Here is a 26,811-nt window from a genome sequence, read left to right as displayed (position 1 = left end):
GCATACGCCCTTTCGTGCGACGCGGCCGTCGGGATACCCCCACATGTGCGATCCGGTCCTGCCGCGCCCGGCACCGGAGGCGACGGGGCGGGAGGGCCGGTCGAGGGCGCCGGACACGGCCCGGCTCGGATGCCGTTCACGGCGACGTGCGGGCCCCGCGCGAGTGCGACCGCCTCGCCCGCGGCGCAGGATCGACGTCACTCGGGGGACCGCGGAAGCCGGTCGTCCGCCGTCGTACGACCTCCCGGCCGGACACGGACACAACGGACCGCCGGGACCACGGCCGAGCGGGTGAATCCGCCGTCGGCGATCGGCCGGCACCACCGCGCGACCCGGGCCGTGCGCCCGGAACCGCTACCTGTACAGCTCGTCCACCTGAGCTGCGAAGTCCCGCATGATCACTGCGCGGCGCAGTTTCATCGACGGGGTCAGATGGCCGGCCTGTTCCGTGAAGTCCACGGGGAGGACCGCGAAGCGGCGGATGGACTCGGGGCGGGAGACCATCTTGTTGGCCTCGTCCACCGCCCGCTGCAGTACCGCGAGCAACTCCGGGTCGTCCTTCAGGAGTTCCGCCGGTACCGGATGCTTGCCGTTCATCTGGCGCCAGTGGACGATGCCCTCCGGGTCCAGGGTGATCAGGGCGCTGACGAAGGGGCGGCGGTCGCCGAGGACCAGGCACTGGGAGATGAGCGGGTGGGACCGCAGCCAGTTCTCCAGGGGGGCCGGGGCGACGTTCTTCCCCCCGGCGGTGATCAGGATCTCCTTCTTCCGCCCGGTGATGGTCAGATAGCCCTCGTCGTCCAGGCGCCCGATGTCGCCCGTGGGGAGCCAGCCGTCCGGTGTGGAAGGAACCACCCCACCCGCATGGGGATCCCAGTAGCCCCGGAACACCTGGCCGCCGAGGACCAGCACCTCACCGTCCGCCGCGATACGCACCTTTGTGCCGGGCAGTGGCCAGCCGACCGTGCCCAGGCGGGGTTTGAGCGGAGGGGTGACCGTGGCCGCGCCGGTCGTCTCCGTCAGGCCGTACCCCTCGTAGATCTCTATGCCCGCGCCCGCGTAGAACGCCGCCAGATCCCGGCCCAACGGGGAGCCGCCGCAGATGACATGGCGGACCCGGCCGCCGAGGGCGTTGCGGATGCGGCGGTAGACGAGCGGGTCGTAGAAGGCACGGGCCGCCTTCAGGGCCCCGCTCGGGCCGCGTCCCGTGCCGTGCTGCCGGGCCTCCTGCGCCTCGCCGTAGCGACGGGCCACGCTTGCCGCGCGGTCGAACAGCGACGCGCGGCCGCCCCGTTCGGCCGTCGCCCGCGCGTTGTTGAAGACCTTCTCCAGCATGTACGGGATGGCCAGCAGGAAGGTCGGCTTGAAGCTCGCCATGTCGGCGATCAGATCCTGCGCCTGCAGGCTCGGCGCATGGCCCAGACGCACCCGCGCACGGATGCAGGCGACCGCCACCATACGGCCGAAGACGTGCGACAACGGCAGGAACAGCAGCGTGGACGGATCACCGTTGATCTTCGCCTTGAACACCGGGTGGAGCAGTTCGATCGCGTTGTCGACCTCCGCGAGGAAGTTGCCGTGCGACAGGGTGCAGCCCTTGGGCCGCCCCGTGGTGCCCGAGGTGTAGATGAGCGTGGCCAGCGTGTCCGGGCCGAGCATGCCCCGGCGTACAGAGACCTCCTGGTCCGGTACCGCGTCACCCATTTCGGCCAGGCGCTCGACATGACCCTTCTCCATCACCCACAGGTGACGCAGATCGGGCAGCAGGCTGCGTTCCGGGCCGATGGACGCCGCCTGTCCGGCCGTCTCCGTCACCAGGGCCACCGCGCCGGAGTCCTGGAGGATCCAGCGGGTCTGGAAGACGGAGGAGGTGGGGTAGACGGGGACCGTGACCAGGCCGGCCGCCCAGGCCGCGAAGTCGAGCAGCGTCCACTCGTACGTGGTGCGGGCCATGACCGCGATCCGGTCGCCCGGCATCAGGCCTTCGGCGATCAGGCCCTTGGCCAGGGCCAGCACCTGGTCGGCGAACTGAACCGCCGTCACGTCCGTCCAGCCGCCGTCCGGGTCGCGGCGGCTGAGCACCGGGTGACCGGGAACCGCGCTCGCGTTCTCGAACGGCACGTCGGCGAGCGAGCCGTGCGTGACCGGCGGCACCAGCGGGGGTACGTATGCCTCCCGTACCTCGCCGTTCAGCCGCCGTGTCTCCGGCGCCACGAGCACGGGCCCGCCGTCGTGGTCGAGATCGGCCGGGGCGGCGGGAACGGGCGTGGTCGAGTACGAGATGGGCATGGGGCAGCTCCTGTGGACCGCAGCTGTGCACTGCTCTGCTGCATGAGTACGCAACATGCGCGGGGAGACGTTCAGCGGTCGGTGCGACTCGCTGTTACCGCCGGTTTGAACCGCGATCGTACGTCCCCCTCGTGGGGAGTCTGTGCGGGTTCCGGGATGGTACGGAGCCGGGGCTGTGCAGCCTCCTCCCCACGGCCGTCAGGCGCGTTCGAGGATGGCGGTGACCCCCTGTCCCCCGGCCGCGCAGATCGAGATCAGGCCGCGGCCCGGGGCGTCGCGTTCGGCGAGAAGTGCCGCGAGCGTCGCCACGATCCGGGCGCCCGTCGCGGCGAAGGGGTGACCGGTGGCCAGGGACGATCCCGCGACGTTCAGCCGTGCGCGGTCCACCGGGGCGAGTCCCCGCTTCTCCCAGGCGGACAGCGTCGCCAGCACCTGGGAGGCGAACGCCTCGTGGATCTCGACGAAGTCGAAGTCCTCCATGCCGTGTCCCGTCTTCTCCAGCATGCGCGGAACGGCGTACACGGGGGCCATCAGCAGTCCGTCCCCCCCTCCCGCCACGTCCCCGCCGACGAAGTCGACGGCCGCGGTCTCGTACGCCGTCAGATACGCGAGGGGTTCGAGTCCGCGCCGGCGTGCCCAGTCCTCGCTCGCGAGCAGCACCACGGCGGCCCCGTCCGTGAGCGGAGTCGAATTGCCCGCGGTCATCGTCGGGTCGGGTCCGTCGGTGCCGAACACCGGCCTCAGGCGGGCCAGTTTCTCCGGCGTCGAGTCGGGGCGCAGGTTCTGGTCGCGTTCCAGGCCACGGAAGGGGACCACCAGATCGGCGAGGAGTCCGCGCTCGTACGCCGCCGCCAACCGCCGGTGGCTCGTGGCCGCCAACTCGTCCTGCGCCTCGCGCGTCACGCCCCAGGCACGGGCGGTCACCGCCGCGTGCTCACCCATGGACAGGCCGGTGCGCGGCTCGGCGTTGCGCGGGATGTCGGGGACCAGGTGGCCCGGACGGATCCTCGCCAGCGCCCTGAGCCTGGCGACGGTCGAGGTGGCCCGGCGGACCTCCAGCAGTATGCGGCGCAGCGCGTCGTTCACGCCGAGGGGCACATCGCTCGCCGTGTCCGCGCCGCCCGCGATCGCGGACTCCGTCTGCCCCAGAGCGATCTTGTTGGCGGCCGCGATCACCGCCTGCAGACCGGTGCCGCAGGCCTGCTGGACGTCGTACGCGGGCGTACGGGCGTCCAGCCCGGAGCCCAGCACCGTCTCCCGGGCGAGGTTGAAGTCACGGCTGTGTTTGAGCACGGCCCCGGCGACCAACTCGCCGACCGCGCCTGGACCGTCCAGTCCGTACCGCGCGACGAGCCCGTCCACCGCCGCCGTCAGCATCTCCTGGTCGGAGGCGGTGGCATAAGGGCCGTCCGAGCGCGCGAAGGGGATGCGGCTGCCGCCCACGACGGCTACGCGCCGCACCTGCGTGCTGATGGGGGAACTGCTCATCTCGATCTGCTCCTCACGGCCGACGGAGACTTACCCCGGGTAACCTTACTCCAGAGTAAGAGACAGGAAACGGACGAGCGAGCTGGGAGCTGGACCATGGCCGACCGCTATCTGCGCTTCACGAGGACCGCGCCCGGTCGCTTCCTCACCCGGCGGCTGGGGCTTCCGCAACCGGTGGCGCTGCATCGCTGGTCCGCCGAACGCCCCACCCTGGGCGGCCCGTTGCTGCACCTCACGGCGGGCAGGTCCACGCTGGACCTGCCACCGGTGCTGGCCCGCACCGGGCTTGCCGCCGGTGCCGAGCGGCCCGCCGCGATCGTCCTCGACGCCACCGGCGTACGGGACGTCGACGCGCTCGCCGAGGTGCATGCGGCGCTCCACCCCGTCGTACGGTCGGTCGCCGAGAGCGGCCGCGTGGTGGTGCTGGGCTCACCGCCGGACCCCACCGACCACCACCACGCGGCGGTGCAGCAGGCCCTGGAGGGGTTCACCCGGTCGCTCGGCAAGGAAATGGGGCGGGGGCGGACCGTCACGCTCGTCCGGCTGGCCGACGCCGAGTCCGCCGAGTCCGCCGAGTCGACACTGCGCTTCCTGCTCTCACCGAAGTCCGCGTATGTGAGCGGGCAGGTCGTCGAGGTGGGAAGCGGGGACGTCGTCGCTCCCGAGGACTGGGCGCGGCCGCTCGCAGGGCGGATCGCGCTGGTCACCGGGGCGGCGCGCGGGATCGGCGAGGCGGTCGCCCGGACGCTGGCGCGGGACGGCGCACACGTGGTGTGCCTGGACGTGCCGGCCGCCGAGGCGGATGCGCGACGGGTGGCCGAGTCGATCGGTGGCACCGCGCTGACGCTCGACGTCACCGCGGACGACGCGGGCGCGCGCATCGCCGACGCACTGCCCGAGGGGCTGGACGTCCTCGTCCACAACGCGGGGATCACCCGTGACCGCACACTGGCCAACATGACGGCGGAGCGCTGGGGTTCGGTGCTCGACGTGAACCTCGCCAGTGTGCTGCGCACGACCGACGTCCTGCTGGCGCGCGGGGTGCTGCGCGGACACGGTTCGCCCGAGGAGGGGCGGGGCGGCGGGGGGCGGATCGTGGTCACCTCGTCGATCGCCGGGATCGCCGGGAACGTCGGGCAGACGAACTACGCCGCGAGCAAGGCGGGTGTGATCGGGCTCGTACGGGCGCTGGCACCCCGCGCGCAGGCCGAGCACGGGGTGACGGTGAACGCGGTGGCACCCGGGTTCATCGAGACGCGGATGACCGCGGCGGTCCCGCTGTTCGTCCGGGAGGCGGGGCGCCGGATGAACTCGCTCGGACAGGGAGGCCTGCCGGTGGACGTGGCCGAGACGGTGGCATGGCTGTCCGGTCCGGGGTCGGGCACGGTGAACGGGCAGGTCGTACGGATCTGCGGACAGAGCCTGCTCGGCGCGTGATCCTCCGCCCCGAGCACCCGCGCCCCCTCCTTCCCAGGTTCCGGAGACCACCCATGCTGCTTCCCGTCCTCCTGCGCGGCGCCCTCATGTCCCCCTTCAAGCGCCCAGGCCCCGACGCCGGCTTCACCCGCGGCCGACTCGCGCTGCCCGGGTTCCGGGTCGACCCCGGCCGTCTCGCCGCGTACGAGCGCGTCTGCGGATTCCCCGCCGGCACCGGCGCGTTGCCGGTCAGCTATCCCCATGTCCTCGGCTTTCCGCTCGCCATACGGATCATGGCGAGCCGGAAGTTCCCCCTCCCCCTGCTCGGGCTGGTGCACACCTCCATCGAGATCACCCAGCGAGAGGCCCTCGCCCCGGACGGCACCTACGACATCGGCGTGTCGACCAGGGAGCTCGTGCCCCATCGGCGCGGCACCGAGGCCGTCGTGGTCACCGAGGTCCGTGCCGGCGACCGGACCGTGTGGGAGTCCACCAGCACCTATCTCGCCCGGCACCGCACCGACGCACCCGCCGGGGCACGGCCCTCGGACCCCGGTCCCCTCCCCGTGACGGCCGAGTGGCGGCTGGCCGGGGACGTCGGGCGGCGGTACGCGGCGGTCTCCGGGGACCGCAATCCCATTCACCTGCACGCCCTGACCGCACGCGCCTTCGGCTTCCCGCGTGCCATAGCGCACGGCATGTGGACCGTCGCCCGGTGCCTGGCCGAACAACCGGCCTCCACCGCGGTTCGGGTGCGCGCGCAGTTCAGGGCGCCGGTCCTGCTGCCGGATACCGTGACGTACGGGGCCGAGGGCGGACTGTTCGAACTGCGCGGTGGGGAACGGCTGCATCTGACGGGTGAGACACGCCCACTCGACCGCTGAACGCGCCGTAGGCACCCCCCGCGGGACGTCTCACCGCCGAGGCGGTCGCCGCGGACTCCGGCCGGGCCTAGGGCCGGTCGGGCTCCGGGGGCGACCAGGAGCGGCCCTCCATGAGGTCGCCGAGACCCGCCCACGCGAAGTTCATCAACGTCGTGGCGGCCTGGCGGGCGGAGACACCGGGGGTGGCGTTGGCCCAGGCCGCGAGCGACTCGGCGGCACCGACCAGGGCCTCCGCGAGTCCGGCGGCCTCGCGCTCGGGCAGGTCGGAGTCCGGGTGGTCACCCGGCTCGCCCCCTTCGTTCGAGCAGGGGCTGCCTCCGTCGCGTGCGGCGACCGCGATCAGCCGGGTCACCAGCGCGACGATCTCCTTCCGCATCGCCGAGACCTCGGCCGCGAACGTCTCGCCGTGCGTACGCGCCTGAAGATGCAGGATCGACCAGCCGTCCGGGTTCTGTGCCGTGTGCGTGAAGAACGCACGCAGCCCTTCCCAGAGTTGGCGGTCCGCGCCGAGCCCCGGTCGGACTCCCGCGCGCACGGCCTCGGTGAGCGCCGCGGCCTCACGGCGGATACAGGCGGTGAAGAGCTCGTCCTTGGAGTTCAGGTAGAGATACACCAACGGCTTGGACACACCCGCCAGTTCGGCGATCTCGTCCATGGACGCGGCCGCGTAGCCACGCTGGCCGAAGGTCTGCACGGCGGCGTCCAGCATCTGCCGTTCACGGACCGCCCGCGGCATCCGCTTGGTCTTCACGGAACCCATATGGGCAAGGGTACGTTCAGCCCGCGGCGCCCGGGTCCGGCCTTCAGGACGCCTGGCTCTGCTTCCTGGCGACGTCGTCGGCCACGTCCTCCTGCGCACGGTTGGCGTCGAGGTTGGCCTTCATGCGGTCCACCCGTCCGACGATCTGCACGGAGGCCCGGTCGCGCTCCCCCCGCAGCAGGACGAAGCTGATCGGCGCCGAGACCACCAGGGCGAGCAGCACGATCCAGATGCCGTTGGAGTCGCCGAGGCCGCGCGGGACGAGACCGGAGTAGACGAGGCCCCAGACGACCACGAGGCAGCCCGCGAAGATACCGAGGCGCATCAGTGTGTAGCGGAACATCTCAATCCACTCTTCCGTTCCATGAAGGTCCCGCTGTCCGGGCGATGCCGGCGCCGCCACGGGACCTCACCAAGGGCATCCTCCAGTGAAGCACGCCGGGCACCCGATCTTGCACGGGGGTGCGGCAGCGAATCAGCCCAGGGGCAGCAGCATGATGATGTCGTCGCGGTCGTCATCGGGCGCCACCCGGATCGCCCCGGGTACGCGGCCGACCTCCTTGTATCCGCACGAGCCGTAGAAGTGCTCAAGACCGTGACCGCCCCGGCAGGTCAGCCGTATGGCCTCGATCCCCTCGAGGCCGCGGACCGCGTCCGCGGCGGCGGCCAGCAGATCACGGCCGTACCCCTTGCCCTGGTGACGCGGGTGCACCATCACCGTGTAGAGCCACACCCAGTGCTTCATCAGCCGGTGCGTGTTGAAGGCGACGAACGCGGTCGCCGCCACCTGCCCGTCCTCGTCGTGCCCCACCAGCAGCCGGGTGCGCCCCTCCGTCATCGCCGCAAGGTGCTTCACCAGCTCCGGGCGTATGTCCTCGCGTGTGACCGGCGGCACGAAACCCACGGATCCGCCGGCGTTGGACACGTCCGTCCACAGGTCGAGGACGCCGTCGCGAAGAGCGGGGGTCATGGCCGGATCGAGCGCGAACGTAAGGGGCATAGGTGGAGAGTAGTTATTACCGTCGGCAGGACTCAAGGCCTTTTGATGTCCTCTGCGCCACACCGGCGAGCCCCGGCCGTGGCCGGGGCTCGGTCGGGTTCGTGGGGGCGCGTCAGACGCGCATGGGCTGCGGCTCGTCACGCCGGGCCGGATCCGGGCCGTCGTACTCGCGGATGATCTCGTAGCGGGTGTTCCGCTCGACCGGCCGGAAGCCGGCGTCGCGGATCAGATCGAGCAGGTCCTCGCGGGTCAGCTTGTTCGGTGTGCCGTAGTTGTCGGCGTCGTGCGTGATCTTGTACTCGACGACCGAGCCGTCCATGTCGTCCGCGCCGTGCTGGAGGGCCAGCTGCGCGGTCTGGACGCCGTGCATGACCCAGAACACCTTCACATGCGGGACGTTGTCGAACAGCAGGCGCGAGACGGCGAACGTCTTGAGCGCCTCCGCGCCCGTCGCCATCTGCGTCCGCGCCTGGAGCCGGTTGCGGATCTTGCCGTCCTTCATGTCCACGAAGTCGTGCTGGTAGCGCAGCGGGATGAAGACCTGGAACCCGCCGGTCTCGTCCTGGAGTTCACGCAGCCGCAGGACGTGGTCCACGCGGTGGCGCGGCTCCTCGATGTGGCCGTACAGCATCGTGCACGGGGTCTTCAGACCCTTCTCGTGCGCCAGGCGGTGGATGCGCGACCAGTCCTCCCAGTGGGTCCTGTGGTCGACGATGTGCTGCCGGACCTCCCAGTCGAAGATCTCGGCGCCGCCGCCGGTCAGCGACTCGAGGCCGGCGTCGATCAACTCGTCCAGGATCTCGGAGGCCGAGAGACCGGAGATCGTCTCGAAGTGGTGGATCTCCGTCGCCGTGAACGCCTTCAGCGAGACGTCCGGCAGCGCGGCCTTCAGCTCGCGCAGCGAGCGCGGGTAGTAGCGCCACGGCAGGTTCGGGTGCAGGCCGTTGACGATGTGCAGTTCGGTGAGGTTGTCCGACTCCATCGCCTTGGCGAGGCGGACGGCCTCCTCGATGCGCATCGTGTACGCGTCCTTCTCACCGGGCTTGCGCTGGAAGGAGCAGTACGCGCAGGACGCGGTGCACACGTTCGTCATGTTGAGATGACGATTGACGTTGAAGTGGACCACGTCGCCGTTCTTGCGGGTCCGCACCTCGTGCGCGAGACCGCCGAGCCAGGCCAGGTCGTCCGACTCGTACAGCGCGATGCCGTCCTCGCGGGTCAGCCGCTCACCGGCCCGGACCTTGTCCTCCAGCTCCCGCTTCAGCCCGACATCCATGCTTCTACCTCTCCCTCGACGAACCCCCCAACGGTACCCCCGGCCCTCGGACGGCCGGTGCCCCCGTCCGGTACCGCGCGCCTACTGCTGTTCGGGCAGCTCGCCGACCCGGTTCTCCCACTTGGTGGACAGCACGATGGTCGTACGCGTGCGGGAGACGCCCTTGGTGCCGGACAGCCGGCGGATCGTCTTCTCCAGGCCGTCCACGTCCGACGCGCGCACCTTGAGCATGAACGAGTCGTCGCCGGCGATGAACCAGCAGTCCTCGATCTCCTGAAGGTCCTTCAGCCGGTGCGCCACGTCCTCGTGGTCGGCGGCGTCGGAGAGCGAGATGCCGATCAGGGCGGTGACGCCGAGGCCGAGGGAGGCGGCGTCGACCGTGGCGCGGTAGCCGGTGATGACGCCGGCCGCCTCCAGGCGGTTGATCCGGTCGGTGACACTGGGCCCGGAGAGGCCCACGAGTCGGCCGAGCTCGGCATAGGAGGCCCTGCCGTTCTCGCGCAGGGCCTGGATGAGCTGCCTGTCAACGGCATCCATAGATCCGTAGCCTTTCATTGTTCGGCGTTACCGCAAGTTTACGTATGGAACCAAGGCGCGCAGGATCCGACCCCTGAGAATCTCTCACCGGATGCGCGACGGGCCGACCTCCCGGCGCGCCACCGGGAAACGCACCCCCACCGCTCGGTCGCCTACTCGTCGGGGCGGGAGCCACCCCCGAGCTCACCCTGCCAGCGGCGGTACAGCCGGTGCGGCACCCCCGCCGCGTCCAGCGCCCGCCCCGCGACGAAGTCGACGAGGTCCTGGATGTGCGTGGCGCCCGCGTAGAAGGCTGGCGACGCGGGCACCACGACCGCGCCCGCCTCGTCCAGCGCCACGAGTTGCCTGAGGGTCTGTCCGCTGAGCGGGGTCTCCCGCACGGCGACGACCAGCGGCCGCCGTTCCTTGAGCGTGACGCTCGCGGACCGCTGCAGAAGGTCCTTGGAGAGCCCGAGTGCCACGCCCGCCACACAGGCCGTGGACGCGGGCACGATCAGCATCCCCTTCGCGGGGTACGAGCCCGAGGACGGCCCGGCGGCCAGATCACCGGCGCTCCAGTACCGCACACGGTCGCCCTCGACGCCCACCGCGAACGTCCCAGGCTTGCCGTCGGCGCCCCGGCCCAGCCACTCCCGCAGGTCGTCCCGCCAGTGCGTGTCCCGGAAGGCGATGCCCGTCTCGTCGAGCAGCGTGAGCCGCGAGGCGCGGGAGACGACCAGATCGACGCTCTCGCCCGCGGCGAGGAGAGCGCGCAGCACGGCGGCGGCATACGGGGTGCCGGAGGCGCCGGAGACCCCTACGATCCAAGGCGTACGCGGCGTCTCTCCTGGCTTGACTGGGTTCACGACACCGAGCCTATCCGGCGCCGCGGGGCGGGATCCGGCCAAGGGGGCCGAGGCCGATCCCGAGGGGCGGACGAAGGGTGGGGTGCCATGTCGGGTACGGAGCCGGAGTGGTCGCAGGCCGACCGTGCGAAGGCGGCGGCCAAGCTGATGGTGGGCTGGGTGGCGCTGCTGTGGCTGCTCGAAGTGATCGACGTGACGACGGGCCATGCCCTGGACGACTTCGGCATCGTTCCGCGCAGGGCCTCCGAACTGGTCGACGTCGTTCCGGCCGCCTTCGTCCATTTCGGCTTCGCCCATGTCGCGTCGAACAGCGTGCCGCTGCTGGTCCTCGGCTTCCTCGCGGCCCTCGGCGGTCTGCGCCGGTTCGTCGCGATCTGCGCGCTGATCATCGTGGCGGACGGTCTGGGTGTCTGGCTCGTGTCCCCGGCGCACACCAACACTGCGGGCGCCTCCGGCCTGGTCTTCGGACTGTTCGGCTTCCTGGTGGCCGCGGGCATCGTCGAGCGCCGCCCGCTGGGCGCCCTGGTCGGTCTGCTGGTCGCCGCGATCTGGGGAGGCTCGATCCTTCTGGGTCTGTCCCCCGCGCAGACTCACATCAGCTGGCAGGGCCATCTCATCGGGCTGGCGGCGGGCGTCGCGGCGGCGTTCCTGTTCCGCCCCCGTACGACGACGCCGTAGCGCGGCGGGGTGCGGGCCGCCCGGGCAGCCCGCACCGTCGTCACACGCTCAGGCCGCGCACCAGGAGATCGAGCAGCGCGCACACGAACAGGGCGATCCCGATGAACCCGTTGACGCTGAAGAAGGCGCGGTTCACACGGCTCAGGTCGTGCGGCCGGACGATCGTGTGCTCGTAGACGAAGGCACCCGCCACGATCACCAGGCCGAGCCAGAAGAAGGCACCGGCGCCGGTGACGACGGCGTACCAGACGAACAGCGCCGTGGTCACCGTGTGGCAGGCGCGGGCGCCCCAGATCGCAGCAGGGACGCCGAAGCGGGCCGGCACCGACATGACGCCGATCTCCCGGTCCGTCTCCACGTCCTGGCAGGCGTAGATCAGGTCGAAGCCGCCGATCCAGACGCCGACGGCGAGGCCGAGGATCACCGCGTCCCAGTCCCAGGTGCCGCTGATCGCCAGCCAGCCGCCGACCGGGCCCATCGCCTGGGCCAGACCCAGGATGGCCTGGGGGAAGTTGGTGAACCTCTTGCCGTAGGGGTACACCACCATCGGGATCACCGCGATGGGGGCGAGCGCCAGGCACAGGGGGTTGAGCAGGGCCGCGGCACCCAGGAAGAAGACCAACGCGACCAGCGCGCCCGTCCAGGCGTGCCGCACCGACATCGCACCGGTGACCAACTCGCGGCGGGCCGTGCGCGGATTGCGGGCGTCGATCTCGCGGTCGATGATCCGGTTCGCCGCCATGGCGAAGGTGCGCAGCCCCACCATGGCCACGGTGACGAGGAACAACCGTCCCCAGTGGATGTTCCTGTCCCACTGGAACATCGCGGTCAGCGCGGCGATGTACGCGAAGGGCAGGGCGAACACGGAGTGTTCGATCATCACCAGGCGCAGGAACGCCTTGGTGCGTCCCGGCTGCGGGATCGCGGCGGAGGCGCTGCTCACAGGCCGTACTCCTTCCAGCGGCTCGTCACCTTCGCCGCCGTCTCCGGGTCGGACAGGACCATCTCGGGCCAGCCGCCGTCCCTCGTGTAGCCCTCCTCGGGCCATTTCCTCGTTGCGTCGATGCCCGCCTTGCCGCCCCAGAACTGCTGGTAGGAGGCATGGTCGAGATGGTCGACCGGGCCTTCGACGACCGTGAGGTCGCGGGAGTAGTCGGTGTTGCCGAGGGCCCGCCAGGCGACCTCGTGCAGATCGTGCACGTCACAGTCGGAGTCCACGACGACGATCAGCTTGGTCAGGGACATCATGTGCGCCCCCCATACGGCGTGCATCACCTTCTGGGCGTGCTTCGGGTACTTCTTGTCGATCGAGACGATCGCACAGTTGTGGAAACCGCCCGCCTCCGGCAGGTGGTAGTCCACGATGTCCGGCACGATGATCTTGAGCAGGGGCAGGAAGAACCGTTCGGTGGCGCGACCGAGAGGTCCGTCCTCCGTCGGGGGGCGACCCACCACGATCGACTGGAGCAGCGGCCGGCGGCGCATGGTCACGCAGTCGATCCGCAGGGCGGGGAAGGGCTCCTGCGGCGTGTAGAAGCCGGTGTGGTCGCCGAACGGGCCCTCGGGGAGCATCTCTCCGGGCTCCAGCCAGCCCTCCAGGACGACCTCGGCGTTCGCCGGCACCTGGAGCGGGACCGTCTTGCAGTCCACCATCTCGATCCGCTTGCCCGCGATGAACCCGGCGAAGAGGTACTCGTCGATGTCCCCGGGGAGCGGCGCGGTTGAGGCGTACGTCACGGCGGGCGGGCACCCGAAGGCGATCGCGACCGGCAGCCTCTCACCGCGCCTCGCGGCCACCTGGTAGTGGTTGCGGCTGTCCTTGTGGATCTGCCAGTGCATCCCGATGGTGCGCCGGTCGTGGCGCTGGAGGCGGTACAGACCGAGGTTGCGGACCCCGGTCTCCGGGTCCTTGGTGTGGGTCAGCCCGAGGTTGAAGAAGGAGCCGCCGTCGTCGGGCCAGGTGAACAGGGCCGGCAGGGCGTCGAGGTCGACGTCGTCGCCACGCAGGACGACCTCCTGCACCGGCGCGTTGTCGGATTTGACCTTCTTGGGCGGTACGTGCGCCATCGCCCCGAGCTTGCCGAAGGCCTCGCGCACGCCGACGAACCCGTGCGGCAGTTCGGGCTTGAGCAGTCCGCCGATCCTGTCGGAGATGTCGCCGTACGACTTCAGGCCGAGGGCCTTCAACAGACGCCGGTCGGTGCCGAACACGTTCATGGCGAGCGGCATGCTCGAGCCGCGCACGTTCTCGAAGAGGAGCGCGGGCCCACCGGACTTCTGCACCCGGTCGACGATCTCCCCGACCTCCAGATACGGGTCCACCTCGGCTTTGATGCGCTTGAGGTCTCCCTCGCGCTCCAGCGCCCGGAGCAGGGACCGAAGATCGTCGTAAGCCATGCGTTCCAGTATCCGGCACCCGCTAGCCTTGCCCCGTCACCGGGGCCCTCTCACGCTCCGTCGCCGAATCCTGGGGGATCGCACCACCATGTTCAGGTATCTGCCCTACCTGCTGGTCCTGGCGCTGTGGATATACGCCTTCATCGACTGCCTGAACACACCCGAGGAAGAGATCCGGGGGCTGCCCAAGGTGGTCTGGGTCATCATCATCCTGCTCTTCGGCGAAGTGCTGGTGGGCCCGATCGCCTGGCTCGTCGCGGGCAAGGTGCGCCGCGCCCCGGTGAACGGCTCCACCCCCTCCGAGTGGCACCGCAACCACCGCATGGACTGGGTCGCGCCCGACGACAACCCGGCGTTCCTCACCTCCTTGAAGGAGGAGAACAAGAAGGACGAGGCGCTCCTCAAGGACTGGGAGGCCGACCTGCGCCGCCGCGAGGAGGATCTGCGGCGCCGTGAGCAGGGCGAGGACTCCAAGGACTGAGCCCCGGGGACCGGGCTCCGGAGACCGGCGGCGGCAACTCCCCCACGCGCAGGTGACGTACGGCGTCCGACGGGCCCGGTGAAGCCGAAGCGGCGGACACCCGTCTTCACCACGTTGCCCGGACGATACGGCGGGCGGAGAGTGAAGGCATGGACCGGGCGCAGGCACACGAATGGCTCGCCACCGCCGTAGCGGAGGCCCGCACCGGCCTGGCCGAGGGCGGCATCCCCATCGGCGCCGCGCTGTACGGCGCGGACGGCGCGCTCCTCGGCCGCGGCCGCAACCGCCGCGTCCAGGACGGCGACCCGTCCCTGCACGCGGAGACGTCCGCCTTCCGCGCGGCGGGCCGCCGGCCCTCCTACCGGGGCACGACGATGGTGACCACTCTCTCCCCCTGCTGGTACTGCAGCGGCCTGGTCCGCCAGTTCGGCATCTCCCGCGTCGTCGTCGGCGAGGCGACCACGTTCGTCGGCGGCCACGACTGGCTGGCGGAACACGGTGTGGAGGTGGTCCTCCTCGACGACCCCGAGTGCAGGGCGTTGATGCACGCGTTCATCGCCAGGAACCCCGCGCTGTGGAACGAGGACATCGGACGCGGCTGAGTCCCGTACCGCCACCGCCGGACCGCGTCCGTGCCGGAAGCGACCGCGACGCCCGCACCGGCACCCGGGACGTCGGTGCGGGCGGAGCCGGACCGGTTGAACATCGGCCCGGCTCCGGGCTTCGGCACCGTCACCGTCCTCGGCCGACGCGCGGGAAAGGGGGTTCCCCGTCCCCATGGACAAATGCACCCCGGCAGGACGCGCCGTTCGACCTGACGGCGCTCCGCGTCAACGTCGGTGATCCGGCGGTCGATCGGCCCCGTCGCCGGCCACCTGGGCGAGCAGGCGCTCGAAGCGCTGCCGCCAGCCCGGGTCCCGGTCGTCGCCGCTCTCGTGGGTGAATCGCACCGTCGTGCCCTGCGGCCTGCCCGGTTCCAGATGGAAGCGGATGCGGCCGCGTCCCTCCACCGTGTATTCGGCGACCCGTTCCACGTCCCATGCCGTGATGCGGCCCCGGGCCGTGCCGCCGGGCAGCCGGAGTCCCACCGCGCCGCCCAGCCGCGGTTCGAACGGCTCGGCGGCGGCCAGCCACTGCCGCAGGCCCGCGGCGGTGGCCAGAGCGCGCCAGACCTCCTCCACGGGCCGGGGCAGGTGCAGCACGTAGTGCCGTACGTGCATGTCCCCCCGATGCTCGGCGGTGCCCTCTTCGATGGGATCGGTCATGACACCAGCCTGGCGCGCGACCGGGGGATCCGCACGTGTTACGGGCGCTCGCCCGCCTTGTCGACGACCGTCCGCTCCAGAACGGCGCTGACGCCCGTGACCTGGCCCTTCGCATCCAGCTGCCGTTCCCCGAGGAAGGCGTAGGTCTTCGGATCGAAGATCAGCTGGTCGCTCCCGTCGCCGCTCCCCCGGGTGACCGCGACGCCCTCCCGGCCCGTCGAGTCCTCGACGTGCCGGACCAGCGTGACGCCGGGGATCCCGGCCGCGGCCCGGTACAGCGCGGCGCTCACCTTCGGCGGCATCAGGGACTCACGGATCAGATCACCGAGCAGGACGAAGGCGGCGTAGTCCTTGTCCGGGCGCTCCGTGTCCACCTCGCCCGCGCTGATCTCGTAGAGCCAGTCACGCATCTCGTCGGGGTCGGTCGGCAGCTTCGACAGCGCACGGTAATCGGCGGCTCTCCTGCTCCCCGGGGAGGTGGGCTCCAGCGTCACGTGCTCGTTCCCCGGCCGGTCCTCCTCCAGCAGCCCCCGGTGGCGGCCGTCCACCGACAGCCAGATCTCACGGTCGTGCACGGGGCCGAGCTCGGCGGGCCCGCCGGCCCGGGGCGTCGCGTAGGCGTCCCTGCTCTTGATGTAGACGAACTGGTCGTCGCGGATTCCGCTCGGCACCCCGGCGTGCTCGGCCGCCAGCGCGATGTTCTCCAGCAGGGCCGTGGCCGCCTCGTCCGTCTGCCGGCCGCTCGCACCGCCACCGGACGAGGCGGGCAGCACCACCAAGGTGACGGCGGCGGCAGTCGCGACGGCCGCCGCCGCGAGGGCGGGGCGCAGCCATGTGGTGCGGACGCGCGCGGGTGTTCCGGTCTCTCGCCGGATCTCGGTCATCAGATGCTCCTTGAGCAGGTGGTGACGGCCCGGTGGAAGGTCTCTCTCGGGAAGCTGGTTCATCGGTTTCCCTCCCTCAGGGGCCTGACCGCGGTGGTGCGGTCACCTCTCATCTGTCCGATCGACACGGGGAGTTCCTGGCCTTCGATATGTTTCGCAAGCTTTGTTCTGGCGCGGGAGAGCCGTGACCGTACGGTGCCCACGGGCACCCCGAGCGCCTCTGCCGCGGCCCGGTAGTCCAGCCCTGACCACACGCACAGCGCCAGCACCTCGCGCTCGGGCCGGCGCAGCGAGGCGAGGGCGGCCCGGACGAGTTCCAGTTCCGCCGCGTCGTCGAGCCGCCCCGCGAGTTCGTCGGCGAAGTCCCGCTCCACCTCGTCACGCGGCAGCCGGGCCACGGCGGCCGCGTGTCTTCGGGCCGTGCGGCGGGCGTTGCGCGTCACATTGGTCGCGATGCCCAGCAGCCAGGGCCGCAGGGAACCACCGTCCTCGTCGACCCTGCCGCGCAGCCGCCAGGCGTCCAGGAACGTCAGCGACACGACGTCCTCGGCCTGCGCCCAGTCCCCGGTGAGCCGGAAGGCATGGTTGTAGACGGACCGTGCGTACGCGTCGAAGAGCTCTCCGAACGCGCCGTGTTCGCCCGCACGGATGCGTGTCCTCAGGTGCGTGTCCACGTCTCTCACCTGTCCGTACGACAAAGGCCGGTTCCGGTGACGTGGGTCACCGGAACCGGCCTCAGTGGCAGGGGCTTACACGCCCGCGTACGAGTGCTTGCCGCCCACGAAGATGTTCACGCCGTAGTAGTTGAACAGCCAGCACCCGAAGGCGATGAGCGCGATGTAGGCCGCCTTGCGGCCCTTCCAGCCGGCCGTGGAACGGGCGTGCAGGTAACAGGCGTACGCGACCCAGGTGATGAAGGCCCAGGTCTCCTTCGGGTCCCAGCCCCAGTAGCGGCCCCAGGCGGATTCGGCCCAGATGGCACCCGCGATGATCGTGAACGTCCACAGGGGGAAGACCGCCGCGTTCACGCGGTAGGCGAACTTGTCGAGGGACGCCGAGGCGGGCAGCCGCTCCAGCACCGAGGTGGCGAAGGTGCCGGGCTTGCCGCCCGCGGCGAGCTTGCTCTCGTAGGAGTCCTTGAACAGGTAGAGGATCGTGCCGACCGCGCCGACGTAGAAGACCGCGCCGCAGAGGATCGCGGTGGACACGTGGATGTACAGCCAGTACGAGTGCAGGGCCGGGACGAGCTGGTCACTGGCGGTGTACAGGACGGTGACGGCGAGACCGAGGTCGAGCAGGACGGTGGTGATCAGGAAGAGGCCGAGCCACCGCACGTTCTTCCTCAGGGCCAGCAGCACGAGGTACACACCCACGGCGACCGTGGAGAAGGTGATGTTGAACTCGTACATGTTGCCCCACGGCGCCCGCTGCACGGAGGCCGCGCGGGCGACGACGCCGGCGAGCTCGACGGCGAAGGCCAGCACGGTGAGCGACACGGCGACGCGGCCGTAGAGGTCGCCCTGCTCGTCGCCTCCGTGGGCTCCGGGGCCGTCCGGTACGTCACGGGCACCGGCCGCGGCGCGGGTGACGACCTTGGGCCGCTCGAGCACCGCCGTGCCCCCGGCCCTCCTGACCGTGACGGCGGGCGCCTGCGCGCTCCTGGCACCGTCGGTGGTGAGCGCGTTCGCCGTACGGGCGACCTTGCTGCGGCTGCCGAAGAGCCATTCGGCGATGTACGCGAAGAAGGCCAGGGTGTAGACGGCCATCGCGGAGTAGATCAGCGTATTGCTGAGATGCGCGAGGTGTTCGTTGGTGGCGGTGGCGAAGGTCACTTCTTCTGGGCCCCTTCAGCGGCAGGTACGGGGGTTGTGGCGCCCGGCTCCTGATCGGGGTCGGCGTCTTTCTCGTCGGTCTTCGTGGGTGCCCGGTCGTGCACGAGCGCGGCCAGGTCGCCCAGTTCCTCGGGCAGCTTCGCGGACTCGCTGCGGCCGAGGCCAGCCATCTCGACGACGGTCACGCCGTCGGCCCCCGTGGTGGCGCGCACCCAGACGCGGCGGCGCTGGATGAACAGGGAGCCGGCCAGTCCGAAGATCGCGGCGAGCGCGGCGCCGAGCGCCCAGCCGTTGCCCGGCTGCTGCACGACCTGGAAGCCGGCCCACTCCTTGATGTCCTTGTCGAACGTGATCGAGCCGTTGCCCCCGGGCAGCGTCATGCTCTCGCCGGGCAGCAGACGTGCCGTCAGCTTGTTGCCCTTGGCGTCCTTGAACTGCTTCAGGTTCTTGGTGTTCAGCTGGTACACGTTCTGCGGGATGCCCGCGTTGACGCCCAGGTCCCCGTGGTACGCGGTCACCGCGAGCACCGGGAAGTCGAGCCCCGGGAACTGGGAGTACATCGTGCCCTTGCCGGCACCCGCGAAGGTCGGCACGAAGAACGCGGCGAAGCCGAGCTGGTCGTGCACCCCCTGGGCGTTCCGGTAGCCGTCGTAGACCTTGACGGCGCCCTGCGAGGTCGCGTTCGAGTCGATGGGCAGCAGCGGCACCGCGCCCTGGAAGACGACGTCGCCCTTGCCGTCGCGGACGGTGACGGTGGGGGCGTACCCGTGGCTGACGAGGTAGACCTTCGCATCGCCGATGTTCAGCGGCTCGTTGACCCTGACGGTGGTCTTCTTGTCCTTGCCGTAGGCACCCACGCTGTAGGTGATGGCCGCCTCGTACGTACGCGGGGTGCCCTTGTTCGGGCCGTTGCGCTCGTAGGTGCCGGTGAACCGGTCCAGCTTGAAGCTGAACGGCACCAGATCGTCGTCGGTGAACAGGCTGCCGGACTTGAAGTCGTCGTACTGGGTGAGGGTGTTGGAGAACCCGTCGCCCTCGACGACAAGCTTGTTGCCCTCGGACTTGTAGAGCTGTCCCCAGGCGAAGGCGATCAGCATCACGATGAGGGCGACATGGAAGGCGAGATTTCCGGCCTCGCGCAGATAGCCCTTCTCGGCTGCGACCGCGTCACCGGTGACGTGCGCGCGGAAGCGGCGCCGCTTGAGCACCTTCAGCGCGGCCTCGCGGACCTGCTCGGGATCGGCGTCGGTGCGCCAGGTCGCATAGGCGGGCAGCCGGGTCAGCCGCTTGGGCGCGCCCGGCGGGCGGCCCCTCAGCTGGCCCACGAACTGCCAGGTGCGCGGCACGATGCAGCCGATGAGCGAGATGAACAGCAGGATGTAGATCGCCGAGAACCACACCGAGCTGTACACGTGGAACAGCCCGAGCTTCTCGTAGATCGGCCCCAGCGTCGTGTGGGCGTCCAGGAAGTCCTGCACCTTGAGCGCGTCGGTGCCGGACTGCGGGATCAGCGAACCGGGGATCGCCCCGAGCGAGAGCAGGAACAGCAGGAGCAGCGCGACCCGCATGGAGGTCAACTGCCGCCAGAACCACCGGCCCCAGCCGATGATCTCGCGCGCTGTCCAGGTGACCCAGCCCTGGAGTCCGGGGGCGCGGGAGCCGCCGAACGAACCGGGCATGGCCGTCTCGGTGGGCGCGGTGGACAGTTGCGAGCCGGCCTCGCCGAGGTCGGCCTCGGAGCCGTTGGCGGGGCTCTCGTCGCTGTGCACGTCGGTGCTCCGTGTGTCGCTCATGGATCAGATCCCCACCGTGAAGCCGTTGGACCAGCTCTGCATCTGCTGGACGATGCCGTCCCAGGCGCCCGTCAGCAGCAGCAGGCCGGTCACGATCATCATGGTGCCGCCGATACGCATCACCCAGACATAGTGGCGCTTGACCCATCCGAAGGCGCCGAGCGCCTTGCGGAAGGCGACGGCGGCGAGGACGAAGGGCACTCCCAGACCGAGGCAGTAGGCGACGGTCAGTACGGCCCCGCGTCCGGCGCTCGCCTGGTCGGAGGAGAGCGCCAGTACGGAGGCGAGCGTGGGCCCGATGCACGGAGTCCAGCCGATGCCGAACAACGCGCCGAGAAGGGGTGCGCCCACCAGGCCGGTGGCCGGCCGCTTGTGGAAGCGGAACTCGCGCTGGGTGAGCCAGGGCATCAGCCCCATGAAGAACACGCCCAGCACGATCATCAGGGCGCCGAGCACCTTGGACAGGGTGGCGTTGTGCTCCTGCAGCGTCTGGCCGAAGTAGCCGAACAGCGCGCCGCTGGAGACGAACACGGCCGTGAAGCCGAGCACGAACAAGGAGGCACCCGCGACCATCCGGCCGCGCCGGGCCTCGGCGAGGTCGGTGCCCGTGACGCCGGTCACATAGGAGAGGTAACCGGGTACGAGCGGCAGGACGCACGGGGAGAAGAACGAGACGAGGCCGCCGAGGAGGGCGACGGGCAGCGCGACCAGCAGCGCCCCGTTGAGAACGGTCTGGTTCGGGTCGGTGGCCGCGGCGAGCGTGGACACTGCGCTCACGTCACTTCTCCGCGACGACCGGGGCGAGCATCTCGCGCAGCTTGTCCTCGCTGAGGGCCTGGAGCGTGCGCGCGGCGACCTTCCCCTCCCGGTCGATGACCAGTGTGGAGGGGATCGCCTGCGGGTTGAGCGTGCCCTTCGCGAAGCGGAGCATCAACTTGCCGGTCGGGTCGTACAGGCTCGGATAGGTGACCCCGTACTGCTTCTCGAAGGCACGGGCCGGCTGTGTGCTGGTGTCACGGGTGTTGATGCCGACGAACTGGACGCCCTTGCCCTCCATGTCCTTGGCGACCTTGACGAAGTTCGACGCCTCGGCGCGGCACGGCGGGCACCAGGAGCCCCAGACGTTGATGACGACGACCTTGCCCTTGTAGTCGGCGACGTCGAGCTGCTTGCCGTCGATCGTGCTGCCGGACAGGTCCGGGGCGGCGGACCGCTCACCCTGCTTGACGGTCGCGATGCCGTCCTTGCCGGTGATGAAGTTGGTGTTGCCGGAACCCCCGGACGTGCCACCGGATCCGCAGGCCGACAGGACGAACGCGGCGACGGCGGCTCCGGCGGTGGCCAGGGCGGCGCGTCGGCGGCTGCGGTCACGGGTGCGGTTCAGGCGCTGGGGGGTGCGGCGGGCGGCACTCATGTGAAAAGTTTCGCATGTCCGATCCGGGGATCTTGCGCACCCCCCTTGCGGGTGGAAAAGCGCATTTCAGGCGGCGTTTGACGGGGTGCTCGAGGCATCCACCCCTGCGCCCGGGAGGAACGCCTTCCAGCCACCCGCCGGCTGCTGTCCCACGTCCAGGGTCTGCAGCTTGCGCACGGTCTCGGGCTTCTGGACGTCGAGCCAGTCCGTGAACTGCCGGAAGGACACGAGCCGTACGTCGCCGCCCTTCTCCTTCTCACGCGCGATGTGCTTGAACGCCTCTTCGACGGCGTCCATGTATATGCCGCCGTTCCAGTGCTCGAAGTGGTTGCCTATGAAGTAGGGCGCGCGATTTGTCTCATATGCCCGCTTGAATCCGGATATGTAGGCGTTCGCCGCCTGAGTGCGCCAGCCCGGGTAGTTGTACGAGGGCGCCTGTGTCGTCCTGATCGACTGGTTGGCGAGCATGTTGTAGTCCATCGACAGGACTTCGAAGGTGTGCCCGGGGAACGGGATCAACTGGAGCGGGAAGTCCCACAGTCCCTGCCGCTTCACCGGCCAGCGCTGCCGGCCGCCGGGCGAGGAGGCGTCGTAGCGCCAGCCCAGCTCGCGGGCCGTCGGCAGCAGGTTGTCCTGGCCGAGGAGGCAGGGCGTGCGACCGCCGATCAGTTCCTTGTCGTAGTCGAAGGGCAGGGCCGGCAGATCCGTGAAGCCGGTGTTGGTGCGCCACTCCTTGACGAAGGACTTGGCCTGGGCGATCTCGCTGCGCCACTGCTTGGGCGTCCAGTTACCGACCGTGCCGAAGCCGGAGCAGAAGTGGCCGTTGAAGTGGGTGCCTATCTCATGGCCCTCGAGCCAGGCCCGGTGGACGTTCTCCAGGGTGGCGCGCACGTGCGCGTCCGTCAGATAACCGATGTCGGAGGCGCCCGGCGCGTTGTTCGGAGGCAGGTACAGACGCTTCTTCGACTCGGGCAGCAGATAGAGCCCGGAGAGGAAGAAGGTCATGTGGGCGCCGTGCTCCTTGGCGAGGTCGAGGAAGCGCGGGAAGAGACCGTTGCCGACCTCGCCGGCGCCGTCCCAGGAGAAGACGACGAACTGCGGCGGCATCTCACCCGGTTCCAGGGGCCGCGGCTTGTCCGGCTGGTTGGGCTGCTTGCCGGTGTCGGAGGTGGAACCGTCACCGAGGAGGTGCGCGGTGGCGGTGGGCCTGGGGCTGGGGCGGGAGCTCCCGGCATCAGCGGAGCCCCCCTTGCCGGAACCGCGTCCCGGGCTCGCGCCGTCATGCGACTGGGAGCCGCACGCGGCCAGTCCCATGGCGGCCGCCGCACCGGCACCGAGTCCCATCAATCCTCGGCGGCTGATCTCCCGCATCCCGTCCTCGTCTCATAGCGCGCTCTCAGCGGTCACACAGTGAGAGGGCGCGTCGGAGACAAAGGTTCCGCTCAAGCCGCTGATGTGTCGCGGATTTTACGAAGATACGGCTGGATGACGGACTTGCGTACGACTTGTGACGAAACGTACGTCCTGGTGCAGGGCGTGCGCCCAACGGCGCACGCCTCCACCACCCGGCCCCGGTCGGTCGGGACCGCCCGTACGGCTCAGGCCCCGAAGGCCTTGTCCTTGCCCTTCACGGGCTTGGCCCCGGCCAGCAGATGGGCCGGAACCAGGTCCCGGGCCGGCTCGGTGTAGCCGACCGACACGATCTTGTCGCCCTGGTACGTGAACGTCGTCAGCGAGGCGAGCGTGCACTGCCGCTTGCGCGGATCGTGCCACAGGCGCCGCTTCTCCACGAAACTGCGCACGATCCAGATCGGCAGCTGATGGCTGACACAGACGGCCTCGTGCCCGCGCGCCGCGTCCTTGGCGGCGTCCAGCGCCCCGATCATCCGCACGACCTGGTCCACATAGGGCTCGCCCCAGGACGGCTTGAACGGGTTGACCAGGTGCTTCCAGTTCTCCGGCCGCCGCAGCGCGCCGTCCCCGACCCCGAAGGTCTTGCCCTGGAAGACGTTCTCGGCCTCGATGAGCCGCTCGTCGGCGGCGAGGTCGAGCCCGTGCGCCTTGGCGATCGGGGTGGCCGTCTCCTGCGCCCGCTCCAGCGGGGAGGCGACGACATGGGTGATGTCACGGGAGGACAGGTGCTCGGCGACCCGCTCGGCCATCTGCCGCCCCAGTTCGGACAGGTGGTAGCCGGGGAGCCGCCCGTACAGAACGCCGTCCGGGTTGGCGACCTCCCCGTGACGCATCAGGTGGACGACGGTGATGTCACTCATGCTGCCGTGGCCTCCGCTGCTGCACGGGCCGCCGCGGGAAGGGCGTCGGCGATCCGCTGGATCGCGCGCTCGTCGTGGGCGGTGGAGACGAACCAGGATTCGAAGGACGAGGGTGGCAGATAGACACCCTGGGAGAGAAGGGAGTGGAAGAAGGCCGTGAACCGGAAGGACTCCTGGCTCTTGGCGTCCTCGTAGTTGTGCACGGGGCGATCGGTGAAGAACACGGAGAACATGTTGGACGCGCTCTGGAGCCGGTGCTCCACGCCTTCCTTGGTCAGCGCGTCGGTGACGAGCGTACGGATCTCAGCGGAGACCGCGTCGACCTTGGCGTACGCGGCGTCGTCGAGCAGCCGCAGTTGGGCGAGGCCGGCGGCGGTGGCGACCGGATTCCCGGAGAGGGTGCCCGCCTGGTACACGGGTCCGGCCGGGGCGAGGTGCGCCATGACGTCCGCGCGTCCGCCGAAGGCCGCGGCGGGGAAGCCTCCGCCCATGACCTTGCCGAAGGTCATGAGGTCGGGCTCGACCCCGTCGATTCCGTACCAGCCGGCCCTGCTGGTCCGGAATCCGGTCATGACCTCGTCGGAGATGTACAGGGCGCCGTTCTCCCGGCAGAGGTCCTTCAGGCCCTGGTTGAACCCGGGCAGCGGCGGCACGACGCCCATGTTCCCGGGAGAGGCCTCGGTGATCACGCAGGCGATCTCTCCGGGATGAGCGGAGAAGGCGGCGCGGACGGCCTCGAGGTCGTTGTACGGGAGAACAACGGTGTCCCCGGCCTGGGCGCCGGTGACTCCGGGGGTGTCGGGCAGGGCGAACGTGGCCACTCCGGACCCGGCGGCCGCCAGCAGCGAATCGACGTGCCCGTGATAGCAGCCGGCGAATTTGATCACCTTGGCCCTGCGGGTGAATCCGCGGGCCAGCCGGATCGCTGACATCGTGGCTTCCGTCCCGCTGGAGACGAGCCGCACCTGCGCCACGGGCGCGACCCGGGCGACGATCTCCTCGGCGAGCGCGACCTCGCCCTCACCGGGCGTGCCGAAGGAGGTACCGCGCGAGACCGCCTCCTGTACGGCGGCGGTCACCTCGGGGTGGGAATGCCCGAGAATCATGGGCCCCCAGGAACAAACAAGATCAACATATTCGCGCCCGTCGGCATCGGTCAGATAGGGACCGTCACCGGACACCATGAACCGGGGCGTACCGCCCACGGCGCGGAAGGCGCGCACCGGAGAGTTCACGCCGCCCGGCGTGACGGCCGACGCGCGCTCGAAAAGAGTCTGCGAAACTGGGGCTTCGTACGGATAGCTCACACAAGCCATGGTGTCAGAGCCCGCAAAGATCCCGCGGAGAGGTGTTTGAACGCACGTTTCGGCGGGCGGCCGTGGGGGAGGTCACTGACACGATGATCGGGTTGCGCGGCGGGGGCCACGCGTCCTAGAAAAGCACTCGGGTGGAGATATGCATCGCGGTGGCGGACTGGGCGAGGGGACCGATGACCTCGGTCCTCGGCGTGCCCGGCGGGGAAGGCACCGGCGCGACGCGGAAGAGACGAGCGAGAGACGCCAGGCGCAGAGCGCGCAGGGCGGAGCTGAGCGGATCGACCGGCTGTCACGTATGGATGGCATGGACCATGCGAACCGTAGGGTTGATCGACTCGGGTCTGGGAGCGGGAATGGTGGCCGGGTGGGGGTGACGTACAAATACTTCGGTGCGCCGGACGGCGCCACCGCGGCCCGGGTCCCGATCTCGATGCGTCCCGAGGAGCTCGGCGGTGACGAGCTCGGCATGGGCGGCATGTTCACCAAGATCAAGCCGGAGACCATGGCGGCGATGGTCCTCACGGGCATCGAGGGCGTCCCGCTGCACAAGGTCCCGCCGCTGGAACTGGTGGTCCTGCACCCCGATTACGCGGTGGTCAAGCTCCCCATGACGGTCGTGGACCCCATACGCGGCATAGGCGAGGAGGCGGTGGGCGCGGCGGCGTTCATCTGGTCGACGGTTCCCGACCGGGGCGGACCCCGGGACGCGTTCAACGTCTACCAGCTGCTGCACGAGTGGCAGGATTTCAGCCATCGCCTGCACGAGGCCGGGCATCAGCCGTACTGCCTGGTGTGGCCCTGATCCGGAGCTCCTGACCGCGCTGCCCCGAGCCGGGCCATGACGCTGCCGGTCCACGGAGGAGGGGCGCCCCGAAGACGGGACGCCCCTCGACCTCGTGGCGTCACTTCACGGTGACGAACACCGTGACGTGTGGCGTCACTTCACGCTGACGATCACCGTCGGCGAAACCGTCGCGCCATGGCTCACCCGGAACCTCTCCGAGCCCCTGGTGGTGAGCTTCGTGGCCATGAAGGTGTAGTTGTTGGCCTGGTCGACCTTGACGGTCTTCACGGTCACCCACTTGGTGCCGTCGAACCGCTGGAGCGACAGGGCGTCACCTATCCTCAGACCCGTCGCGGCGCCCGTGAACGTCACCGACTCACCGGACTGGAGTTCGGTCCTGGAGGCGTTGACACTGATCGAGACCATCGTCGCGGTCTTCACCGTGGTCGCGCTGTGCTGTGTCGCCGGGGCGGCGAAGGCGCCGGCAGCGCCGGTGGCCAGCAGCGCGACGGACAGCGCACCAACGGGGAGCAGACGGGCGGAACGGGTGCGAAGTGAGGACTTCACTGTTGTCTCCTGTACTGTGACGGATCCCCCACTGACGGATTCCCCCACCTTGCGCGCACCACTGAGGCTTCCACGGAGCCGAGCGGGCGGCGACCTGTCTGTCACTGGATTGCAGTAACGAGACGGGCCCGAAGATCGCCACTTTAAGTGATTTCACCAGGTCGTTCGGGTAATCATGACGCCCGACTTTCTTACGTCGGCTTCACTTCACACCGGCCGTCGACGCCCTCGGCGCGAGCGTGCGGACCGCCTTCGGCACCTCGACGGATCCGTGCGCCGCAGGTCGGCGCCGGTGCTCGCCCGCTACGGAGGCCAACTCGGCCGCACCCGAGGGTGGTTGTCCCCGCCACGAGACGCGCTCCGGGTCCCGTCGGCCGGCGGGGCACTTGCCGCCGACTGCCGGTCCCAGCGCACCGCACCTTGGATGACGCCATCCGGGCGCTGTCCGCAGGCCCCCTGATCGGTCTCTGCCTACGCTGGAATTCGGTCTCTTCGTCGGCCGGAACCGTACGCCAGGAGAGCGCGCCGATGGACACCACCGAACACCCACCACCCGCGAGCCGGCTGCGGGCGTGGATGCTGGAGGGGCTGTCCGACATGGGCAAGGGCTCCGCACAGCAGCAGCCCACCGA

At 70.1% G+C, this 26,811-nt stretch carries 27 protein-coding genes; 6 read left to right on the top strand and 21 right to left on the bottom strand.

Annotated elements, in window-relative coordinates; all coding sequences use genetic code 11:
• Positions 1-354: 354 nt before the first annotated feature.
• Both ADL25_RS25680 and ADL25_RS25675 read right to left on the bottom strand, forming a co-directional pair.
• Positions 355-2,289, bottom strand: a complete 1,935-nt coding sequence (locus ADL25_RS25680) for an AMP-dependent synthetase/ligase (protein WP_059130192.1) — start codon at positions 2,287-2,289, stop codon at positions 355-357.
• 198 nt (positions 2,290-2,487) lie between these two features.
• Positions 2,488-3,777 (bottom strand): acetyl-CoA C-acetyltransferase, encoded by a 1,290-nt coding sequence (locus ADL25_RS25675; RefSeq protein ID WP_059130191.1) that lies wholly within the window; start codon positions 3,775-3,777, stop codon positions 2,488-2,490.
• Positions 3,778-3,873: 96 nt separating this feature from the next.
• Here ADL25_RS25675 and ADL25_RS25670 point away from each other — a divergent pair, with 96 nt between their 5' ends.
• Both ADL25_RS25670 and ADL25_RS25665 read left to right on the top strand, forming a co-directional pair.
• Positions 3,874-5,214, top strand: a complete 1,341-nt coding sequence (locus tag ADL25_RS25670; protein WP_059130190.1) for a 3-oxoacyl-ACP reductase — start codon at positions 3,874-3,876, stop codon at positions 5,212-5,214.
• 53 nt (positions 5,215-5,267) lie between these two features.
• Positions 5,268-6,077: a MaoC family dehydratase gene (locus ADL25_RS25665; protein WP_059130189.1), complete on the top strand. Its 810-nt coding sequence runs from the start codon at positions 5,268-5,270 to the stop codon at positions 6,075-6,077.
• Positions 6,078-6,144: 67 nt separating this feature from the next.
• Here ADL25_RS25665 and ADL25_RS25660 read toward each other — a convergent pair whose 3' ends face one another.
• The 6 genes from ADL25_RS25660 to ADL25_RS25635 all read right to left on the bottom strand — a co-directional run bounded on the left by ADL25_RS25660 (position 6,145) and on the right by ADL25_RS25635 (position 10,495).
• Positions 6,145-6,837, bottom strand: coding sequence for a TetR/AcrR family transcriptional regulator (locus tag ADL25_RS25660; protein WP_059130188.1), 693 nt, complete (start codon positions 6,835-6,837; stop codon positions 6,145-6,147).
• A 43-nt stretch (positions 6,838-6,880) separates the two neighbouring features.
• The gene (locus tag ADL25_RS25655; RefSeq protein WP_059130187.1) at positions 6,881-7,180 is read right to left on the bottom strand and encodes a DUF4229 domain-containing protein; all 300 of its coding nucleotides are present in this window, start codon (positions 7,178-7,180) and stop codon (positions 6,881-6,883) included.
• A gap of 132 nt (positions 7,181-7,312) precedes the next feature.
• Positions 7,313-7,837, bottom strand: coding sequence for a GNAT family N-acetyltransferase (locus tag ADL25_RS25650; RefSeq protein WP_059130186.1), 525 nt, complete (start codon positions 7,835-7,837; stop codon positions 7,313-7,315).
• A 112-nt stretch (positions 7,838-7,949) separates the two neighbouring features.
• Positions 7,950-9,113, bottom strand: a complete 1,164-nt coding sequence (gene mqnE / locus ADL25_RS25645; RefSeq protein WP_059130185.1) for an aminofutalosine synthase MqnE — start codon at positions 9,111-9,113, stop codon at positions 7,950-7,952.
• A gap of 81 nt (positions 9,114-9,194) precedes the next feature.
• Positions 9,195-9,650 carry an Lrp/AsnC family transcriptional regulator gene (locus ADL25_RS25640; protein WP_059130184.1) on the bottom strand — a complete coding sequence of 152 codons (456 nt, stop codon included), beginning with the start codon at positions 9,648-9,650 and terminating at the stop codon, positions 9,195-9,197.
• A 152-nt stretch (positions 9,651-9,802) separates the two neighbouring features.
• Entirely contained in the window at positions 9,803-10,495 is a 693-nt protein-coding gene (locus ADL25_RS25635) for a UbiX family flavin prenyltransferase (protein ID WP_059130183.1), read from the bottom strand.
• Between the two features lie 87 nt (positions 10,496-10,582).
• On the opposite strand from ADL25_RS25635, the gene ADL25_RS25630 reads away from it, so the two are divergent.
• Positions 10,583-11,173: a rhomboid family intramembrane serine protease gene (locus tag ADL25_RS25630; RefSeq protein ID WP_059130182.1), complete on the top strand. Its 591-nt coding sequence runs from the start codon at positions 10,583-10,585 to the stop codon at positions 11,171-11,173.
• Positions 11,174-11,213: 40 nt separating this feature from the next.
• Here ADL25_RS25630 and mqnP read toward each other — a convergent pair whose 3' ends face one another.
• Both mqnP and ADL25_RS25620 read right to left on the bottom strand, forming a co-directional pair.
• Positions 11,214-12,116 (bottom strand): menaquinone biosynthesis prenyltransferase MqnP, encoded by a 903-nt coding sequence (gene mqnP, locus ADL25_RS25625; protein WP_059130181.1) that lies wholly within the window; start codon positions 12,114-12,116, stop codon positions 11,214-11,216.
• Positions 12,113-13,570: a menaquinone biosynthesis decarboxylase gene (locus tag ADL25_RS25620; RefSeq protein ID WP_059130180.1), complete on the bottom strand. Its 1,458-nt coding sequence runs from the start codon at positions 13,568-13,570 to the stop codon at positions 12,113-12,115. The genes mqnP and ADL25_RS25620 overlap by 4 nt, the downstream gene beginning before the upstream one ends.
• 88 nt (positions 13,571-13,658) lie before the next feature.
• On the opposite strand from ADL25_RS25620, the gene ADL25_RS25615 reads away from it, so the two are divergent.
• Together ADL25_RS25615 and ADL25_RS25610 are read left to right on the top strand one after the other, a co-directional pair.
• Positions 13,659-14,051: a PLD nuclease N-terminal domain-containing protein gene (locus tag ADL25_RS25615; protein WP_059130179.1), complete on the top strand. Its 393-nt coding sequence runs from the start codon at positions 13,659-13,661 to the stop codon at positions 14,049-14,051.
• A gap of 149 nt (positions 14,052-14,200) precedes the next feature.
• Positions 14,201-14,653, top strand: coding sequence for a nucleoside deaminase (locus ADL25_RS25610; RefSeq protein ID WP_059130178.1), 453 nt, complete (start codon positions 14,201-14,203; stop codon positions 14,651-14,653).
• Between the two features lie 228 nt (positions 14,654-14,881).
• Here ADL25_RS25610 and ADL25_RS25605 read toward each other — a convergent pair whose 3' ends face one another.
• The 10 genes from ADL25_RS25605 to hemL all read right to left on the bottom strand — a co-directional run bounded on the left by ADL25_RS25605 (position 14,882) and on the right by hemL (position 24,828).
• Positions 14,882-15,316, bottom strand: a complete 435-nt coding sequence (locus ADL25_RS25605) for an SRPBCC domain-containing protein (protein WP_059130177.1) — start codon at positions 15,314-15,316, stop codon at positions 14,882-14,884.
• Between the two features lie 38 nt (positions 15,317-15,354).
• The gene (locus ADL25_RS25600) at positions 15,355-16,263 is read right to left on the bottom strand and encodes a CU044_5270 family protein (protein WP_059130176.1); all 909 of its coding nucleotides are present in this window, start codon (positions 16,261-16,263) and stop codon (positions 15,355-15,357) included.
• Positions 16,260-16,862: an RNA polymerase sigma factor gene (locus ADL25_RS25595; RefSeq protein ID WP_079050576.1), complete on the bottom strand. Its 603-nt coding sequence runs from the start codon at positions 16,860-16,862 to the stop codon at positions 16,260-16,262. The genes ADL25_RS25600 and ADL25_RS25595 overlap by 4 nt, the downstream gene beginning before the upstream one ends.
• An 87-nt stretch (positions 16,863-16,949) precedes the next feature.
• Positions 16,950-18,032 (bottom strand): c-type cytochrome biogenesis protein CcsB, encoded by a 1,083-nt coding sequence (ccsB, locus tag ADL25_RS25590; RefSeq protein ID WP_059130174.1) that lies wholly within the window; start codon positions 18,030-18,032, stop codon positions 16,950-16,952.
• Positions 18,029-19,825: a cytochrome c biogenesis protein ResB gene (gene resB / locus ADL25_RS25585; RefSeq protein ID WP_059130173.1), complete on the bottom strand. Its 1,797-nt coding sequence runs from the start codon at positions 19,823-19,825 to the stop codon at positions 18,029-18,031. The genes ccsB and resB overlap by 4 nt, the downstream gene beginning before the upstream one ends.
• A 3-nt stretch (positions 19,826-19,828) precedes the next feature.
• Entirely contained in the window at positions 19,829-20,602 is a 774-nt protein-coding gene (locus ADL25_RS25580; protein WP_059130172.1) for a cytochrome c biogenesis CcdA family protein, read from the bottom strand.
• Position 20,603: 1 nt separating this feature from the next.
• On the bottom strand, positions 20,604-21,239 hold the full coding sequence (locus ADL25_RS25575; protein ID WP_059130171.1) for a TlpA family protein disulfide reductase: 636 nt from the start codon (positions 21,237-21,239) through the stop codon (positions 20,604-20,606).
• A 66-nt stretch (positions 21,240-21,305) separates the two neighbouring features.
• On the bottom strand, positions 21,306-22,610 hold the full coding sequence (locus tag ADL25_RS25570; protein WP_059130170.1) for a hypothetical protein: 1,305 nt from the start codon (positions 22,608-22,610) through the stop codon (positions 21,306-21,308).
• Between the two features lie 227 nt (positions 22,611-22,837).
• On the bottom strand, positions 22,838-23,512 hold the full coding sequence (locus tag ADL25_RS25565) for a histidine phosphatase family protein (protein ID WP_059130169.1): 675 nt from the start codon (positions 23,510-23,512) through the stop codon (positions 22,838-22,840).
• Complete coding sequence (hemL, locus tag ADL25_RS25560) at positions 23,509-24,828, bottom strand: glutamate-1-semialdehyde 2,1-aminomutase (protein WP_059130168.1); 1,320 nt, start codon at positions 24,826-24,828, stop codon at positions 23,509-23,511. The genes ADL25_RS25565 and hemL overlap by 4 nt, the downstream gene beginning before the upstream one ends.
• 139 nt (positions 24,829-24,967) lie before the next feature.
• Between hemL and ADL25_RS25555 the strand changes: the two genes are divergently transcribed.
• Entirely contained in the window at positions 24,968-25,630 is a 663-nt protein-coding gene (locus ADL25_RS25555) for a hypothetical protein (RefSeq protein ID WP_079050571.1), read from the top strand.
• A 135-nt stretch (positions 25,631-25,765) separates the two neighbouring features.
• On the opposite strand, the gene ADL25_RS25550 is transcribed toward ADL25_RS25555, so the two are convergent.
• The gene (locus tag ADL25_RS25550; protein WP_059130166.1) at positions 25,766-26,179 is read right to left on the bottom strand and encodes a hypothetical protein; all 414 of its coding nucleotides are present in this window, start codon (positions 26,177-26,179) and stop codon (positions 25,766-25,768) included.
• Positions 26,180-26,811 lie beyond the last annotated feature (632 nt).

The organism is Streptomyces sp. NRRL F-5122 (genome assembly GCF_001507435.1).
Classification (GTDB): domain Bacteria; phylum Actinomycetota; class Actinomycetes; order Streptomycetales; family Streptomycetaceae; genus Streptomyces; species Streptomyces lannensis.
Note: the sequence above shows the minus strand (reverse complement) of the source record. Positions and strands in the feature narration are given on the sequence as shown.

What these genes read in the sequence shown, in the direction of transcription:
- ADL25_RS25680 (WP_059130192.1), bottom strand. Translation starts at nt 2,289, where the DNA reads ATGCCCATCTCGTACTCGACCACGCCCGTTCCCGCCGCCCCGGCCGAT.
- ADL25_RS25675 (WP_059130191.1), bottom strand. Translation starts at nt 3,777, where the DNA reads ATGAGCAGTTCCCCCATCAGCACGCAGGTGCGGCGCGTAGCCGTCGTG.
- ADL25_RS25670 (WP_059130190.1), top strand. Translation starts at nt 3,874, where the DNA reads ATGGCCGACCGCTATCTGCGCTTCACGAGGACCGCGCCCGGTCGCTTC.
- ADL25_RS25665 (WP_059130189.1), top strand. Translation starts at nt 5,268, where the DNA reads ATGCTGCTTCCCGTCCTCCTGCGCGGCGCCCTCATGTCCCCCTTCAAG.
- ADL25_RS25660 (WP_059130188.1), bottom strand. Translation starts at nt 6,837, where the DNA reads ATGGGTTCCGTGAAGACCAAGCGGATGCCGCGGGCGGTCCGTGAACGG.
- ADL25_RS25655 (WP_059130187.1), bottom strand. Translation starts at nt 7,180, where the DNA reads ATGTTCCGCTACACACTGATGCGCCTCGGTATCTTCGCGGGCTGCCTC.
- ADL25_RS25650 (WP_059130186.1), bottom strand. Translation starts at nt 7,837, where the DNA reads ATGCCCCTTACGTTCGCGCTCGATCCGGCCATGACCCCCGCTCTTCGC.
- mqnE (WP_059130185.1), bottom strand. Translation starts at nt 9,113, where the DNA reads ATGGATGTCGGGCTGAAGCGGGAGCTGGAGGACAAGGTCCGGGCCGGT.
- ADL25_RS25640 (WP_059130184.1), bottom strand. Translation starts at nt 9,650, where the DNA reads ATGGATGCCGTTGACAGGCAGCTCATCCAGGCCCTGCGCGAGAACGGC.
- ADL25_RS25630 (WP_059130182.1), top strand. Translation starts at nt 10,583, where the DNA reads ATGTCGGGTACGGAGCCGGAGTGGTCGCAGGCCGACCGTGCGAAGGCG.
- ADL25_RS25620 (WP_059130180.1), bottom strand. Translation starts at nt 13,570, where the DNA reads ATGGCTTACGACGATCTTCGGTCCCTGCTCCGGGCGCTGGAGCGCGAG.
- ADL25_RS25615 (WP_059130179.1), top strand. Translation starts at nt 13,659, where the DNA reads ATGTTCAGGTATCTGCCCTACCTGCTGGTCCTGGCGCTGTGGATATAC.
- ADL25_RS25610 (WP_059130178.1), top strand. Translation starts at nt 14,201, where the DNA reads ATGGACCGGGCGCAGGCACACGAATGGCTCGCCACCGCCGTAGCGGAG.
- ADL25_RS25605 (WP_059130177.1), bottom strand. Translation starts at nt 15,316, where the DNA reads ATGACCGATCCCATCGAAGAGGGCACCGCCGAGCATCGGGGGGACATG.
- ADL25_RS25600 (WP_059130176.1), bottom strand. Translation starts at nt 16,263, where the DNA reads ATGAACCAGCTTCCCGAGAGAGACCTTCCACCGGGCCGTCACCACCTG.
- resB (WP_059130173.1), bottom strand. Translation starts at nt 19,825, where the DNA reads ATGAGCGACACACGGAGCACCGACGTGCACAGCGACGAGAGCCCCGCC.
- ADL25_RS25575 (WP_059130171.1), bottom strand. Translation starts at nt 21,239, where the DNA reads ATGAGTGCCGCCCGCCGCACCCCCCAGCGCCTGAACCGCACCCGTGAC.
- ADL25_RS25570 (WP_059130170.1), bottom strand. Translation starts at nt 22,610, where the DNA reads ATGCGGGAGATCAGCCGCCGAGGATTGATGGGACTCGGTGCCGGTGCG.
- ADL25_RS25565 (WP_059130169.1), bottom strand. Translation starts at nt 23,512, where the DNA reads ATGAGTGACATCACCGTCGTCCACCTGATGCGTCACGGGGAGGTCGCC.
- hemL (WP_059130168.1), bottom strand. Translation starts at nt 24,828, where the DNA reads ATGGCTTGTGTGAGCTATCCGTACGAAGCCCCAGTTTCGCAGACTCTT.
- ADL25_RS25555 (WP_079050571.1), top strand. Translation starts at nt 24,968, where the DNA reads ATGCATCGCGGTGGCGGACTGGGCGAGGGGACCGATGACCTCGGTCCT.